5 protein-coding genes and 1 tRNA gene are annotated in these 3,845 nt (G+C 69.7%); 3 read left to right on the top strand and 3 right to left on the bottom strand.

Annotated elements, in window-relative coordinates; all coding sequences use genetic code 11:
• Positions 1-436: hypothetical protein (locus tag DBR36_RS18020; RefSeq protein ID WP_219927601.1), on the bottom strand; the 436-nt coding region annotated here is incomplete at its 3' end.
• Positions 437-509: 73 nt separating this feature from the next.
• Here DBR36_RS18020 and DBR36_RS01840 point away from each other — a divergent pair.
• The 3 genes from DBR36_RS01840 (at position 510) to DBR36_RS01830 (ending at position 3,256) form a co-directional block, all read left to right on the top strand.
• Positions 510-2,417, top strand: a complete 1,908-nt coding sequence (locus tag DBR36_RS01840; protein ID WP_108317327.1) for an alpha-amylase family protein — start codon at positions 510-512, stop codon at positions 2,415-2,417.
• A gap of 14 nt (positions 2,418-2,431) precedes the next feature.
• Positions 2,432-2,710, top strand: coding sequence for a hypothetical protein (locus tag DBR36_RS01835; protein WP_108317316.1), 279 nt, complete (start codon positions 2,432-2,434; stop codon positions 2,708-2,710).
• A gap of 72 nt (positions 2,711-2,782) precedes the next feature.
• Entirely contained in the window at positions 2,783-3,256 is a 474-nt protein-coding gene (locus tag DBR36_RS01830; protein WP_108317315.1) for a nucleoside deaminase, read from the top strand.
• A gap of 43 nt (positions 3,257-3,299) precedes the next feature.
• Here DBR36_RS01830 and DBR36_RS01825 read toward each other — a convergent pair.
• Both DBR36_RS01825 and DBR36_RS01820 read right to left on the bottom strand, forming a co-directional pair.
• Positions 3,300-3,375, bottom strand: a tRNA-Thr gene (locus tag DBR36_RS01825).
• 57 nt (positions 3,376-3,432) lie between these two features.
• Positions 3,433-3,810, bottom strand: coding sequence for a hypothetical protein (locus DBR36_RS01820; RefSeq protein WP_108317314.1), 378 nt, complete (start codon positions 3,808-3,810; stop codon positions 3,433-3,435).
• Positions 3,811-3,845 lie beyond the last annotated feature (35 nt).

Here is a 3,845-nt window from a genome sequence, read left to right as displayed (position 1 = left end):
GCGCGAGCAGGCTCACGCTCCCGAGGACCAGGCCGGCACCCGAGGCGTCCCCGCCGCTGATGTAGTAGGTGTCCGCCAGGCCCATGCCGGGGCCGAACGAGGCGACGAAGTATCCCGGACCGCCCATCACCAGCAGCGCCAGATACCCCGCGACCGTCGACCAGACGCCCGCTTCGGTGACGACGAAAAGGACGAACAGCACGATGGCCATCACCGGCCCGAGCGCGATGACTCCCACGACGAACACGTTCGGCGGACCCTGCTGCGCCTCACCCACCTGTCGCCAGATCTCGTCCGCCGTCAGACCCGGGACAGCGGCCTCGGGGTTCCACACGAGGATCTGGACCAGGGCCACGACGGCGTACGCGCACACCGCCATCACCCCGGCGAGGGCGGTCCAGACCAGCACCGATCGGCGCGACTCGTTCACGTTCATGCCCCCATGGTCACCGCTCAGCGGCCGCCCCGACCAGATCGAGACCGGGTCGTTGTCGACCGCACCCCCGCGGATGCGCCAGGCTTTCCCCGTGACCCAGCTGCGCCCCGGCCCCCACGACGTCTCGTCGATCCTGGCCGACCTCACCGCCGACCACGTCGATCGCGAGTTCCTCGGCAACGTCGAGCTGCACCTTCCGCGCCTGCACGACCTGTTCGTGCAGTTGTACGGCGACCGCGCCGACGGGTTCGAGAGCCTCGCCTCCGTCGTCGACCTCGCCCGGCGCTCGTGGGCGGCGCGGCCGGCCGATCTCAAGGCCGTGGACCGCGGGCGCGCGAGCGACCCGGACTGGTTCGCCGACGAGCGGATGGTCGGCGGCGTCTGCTACGTCGATCGGTACGCGGGTGGGCTCAGCGGCATCCGGGATGCCATTCCGTACTTCCGCGAGCTGGGGCTGACGTACCTGCACCTCATGCCGCTGTTCGAGAGCCCCGAGGGCAACAGCGACGGCGGCTACGCGGTGTCGAGCTACCGCCGGGTCAACCCGAAGCTGGGGACGATGCAGGAGCTCGCCGAGCTCGCCGCCGAACTGCGTCGCGCCGGCATCTCGCTGGTGGTCGACTTCATCTTCAACCACACCAGCAACGAGCACCGCTGGGCGAAGAAAGCCATCGTGGGCGACGCGGGGTACGAGGACTTCTATCTCATCTTCCCCGACCGCGAGATGCCCGACGCCTACGAGCAGACCACGCGCGAGATCTTCCCCGACGACCACTCGGGCTCGTTCGTCCAGCTCGACGACGGCCGCTGGATCTGGGCCACGTTCTATCACTTCCAGTGGGACCTCAACTACGCCAATCCCGCGGTTTTCGAGGCCATGACCGGCGAGATGCTGTTCCTGGCCAACCAGGGTGTCGAGATCCTCCGCATGGATGCCGTGGCCTTCATCTGGAAGAGGCTCGGCACCACGTGCGAATCGCTCCCCGAGGCGCACCTGCTGCTGCAGGCGTTCAACGCGGTCCTGCGCATGGCGGCTCCCGGCCTGCTGTTCAAGTCCGAGGCGATCGTGCACCCCGACGAGGTCGTGTCGTACATCTCGCCCGAGGAATGCCAGATCTCGTACAACCCGCTGCAGATGGCCCTCACCTGGGAGGCCCTGGCCACGCGCGACGCGCGTCTGCTGCAGCAGGCCCTCGAGCGGCGGCACGCCCTCCCCCCGGGCACCGCGTGGGTCAACTACGTGCGCAGCCACGACGACATCGGGTGGACCTTCGCCGACGAGGATGCCGCCGAACTCGGCATCGACGGATACCCCCACCGCCGGTTCCTCAACGACTTCTACGTCGGTCGCGCGCCGGGTTCGTTCGCGCGCGGCGTGCCCTTCCAGGAGAACCCCCGCACGGGTGACGCCCGGGTCACGGGGACCACCGCCTCGCTCGCGGGCATCGAGTCGGGCGACGCGGGCGGAGAGGATCGCGTCGTGCTCGCCCACGCCCTCGCGCTGTCGACCGGCGGCATCCCACTGCTCTATCTGGGTGACGAGGTCGCCCAGCTCAACGACTACGGCTACGCCGACCGGCCCGAAGAGGCGGGCGACAGCCGATGGGTGCATCGTCCCTTCCGCCCCGAGGGGGCGTACGCAGAGAGGATGGATGCCACGACCCCCGCCGGTCGCGTCTTCTCACGCCTGACGCGGCTCATCGACGTCCGTCGGTCGACGCCCGAGTTCGCCGGCAACGAACTCGTCGCCTTCGACGCCCGGGTGTCCTCGGTGGTGGCGTTCCTGCGTCCGGGCGACCACGGCTTCGCCGTCTTCGTCGTGGCCAACGTCGCCGACACGGCGGTCGAGATCGACGCCCTGACCCTCTCGGGTCTCGCGCCCGAGGCGCTCGACATCGTCACGTCGCACCCGGTGTGGCTCGGGGCCGGTCTCACGGTCGCCGCGCACGGGGTGCGGTGGCTGCGCGTTCGTCTGCGCTGAGCGGTGCGCGCTCCGTGACCACCGATCCCCCGCCGGGCCACCACACCCGGCACGTCCTGGCGCTGCTCGCGGGCCTGGCCGCTCTCGCGAGCGTCGTGTGGGCTCCCGCAGGCCTGGTCGGCGACCTCGTGATGCTCGTCATCGGCGTGGCGGCGCTGCTGTTCGCCTGGGAGGCGGCGTCCCGCCCCGGCCCGCTCCGTGCGGCGGCGATCGGCGGCGCCCTGCTCGCGGGACTGGTGTCGATCGCGGCGGGAGGGATCTTCCTCGTCGCCCTCGCGCGCGCGCTGTCGTGAGCCGGGGGTAGCACGTCTACCGCGCAACGCCCACCCCGGCGTCGGCGGACGGCGGCCGTCTACCGTCGAGGCATGAACGACCACGACCTCTCCTCCCTCACCGTCTCGCGCGCCATGGACAACGTCCGCGAGGGCGGCAAGCCCTTCGCCTGCCTCATCGTCAAGGACGGCGAGATCGTCGTCGAAGCCGTCAACCACGTGGCGCAAGAGGGCGACCCGACCGCGCACGCCGAGATCCGCGCGATCCGCGCCGCCGCCGAGAAGGGCATCAGCGACCTCTCGGGCTACGACATGTTCGTCACCGCCTACCCGTGCCCCATGTGCCTGGGTGCGGTGTACTACGCCCAGCCCGACCGCCTCGTCTTCGCCGTCACGCGCGAAGAAGAGGGAGAGCACTACGAGGACGGCAACCGGCTCATGAGCCTGGCCACCTTCTACGACGAGTACACGAAGCCGATCGACGAGCGCACGCTCTCCGCGCAGCAGATCCGGGTGGATGCCGCGACCGCGCCGTTCGAGGAGTGGACCGCGAAGCACGGCGACTGACCGGGGGGCGGCAGCGGCGCGGGCCGTCAACCGCGCGGGGGTGTGGTGCCGGCTACAGGACTTGAACCTGCAACCCCCGTATTACAAGTACGGTGCGCTACCAATTGCGCCAAGCCGGCGTGGAACGCGGGGCGTCCCGGTCATCGAGTCTAGAGCGACCAGGGCGGCCGCATCGCTCACTCGGTGTGCATGCCGCTTTCGCGATCCCACTCGAGGGACTTGAACTGCAGGAACGCGCACAGGTTGCCCGCCACCACCAGCTCGGCCGCCAGACTCGCCATATCGTGCGGCGAGAGCGTGAGGTCTTCGGGGCGCGAGGTGAGCGTCGCCTCCCACAGCAGCTCGTCGTAGCCGCGGGGCTGCATGTAGATGGACGCCTTCGCGTTCATCAGGTTCATCACGACCAGGCCGGTGTCCTGGCTGTCGGCGTCCTCTTGCTCGACGACCTTCAGCTGGCCGGCGAAGAGGTGCCCCTGCTCGCGGAACTCGTCGACCCACGCGATCAACTGATCACGGGACCGCCGCGGCGGGGAGTCCTCGAGCTCGTCGTTCATGTCACCAGAATCTCATAGAAAGGGCGGGAAACACC

The sequence above is a fragment of the Microbacterium sp. HMWF026 genome (assembly GCF_003061325.1).
In the GTDB taxonomy this organism is placed as follows: Bacteria; Actinomycetota; Actinomycetes; order Actinomycetales; family Microbacteriaceae; genus Microbacterium; species Microbacterium testaceum_E.
This window is presented reverse-complemented; position numbering and strand designations above follow the sequence as displayed.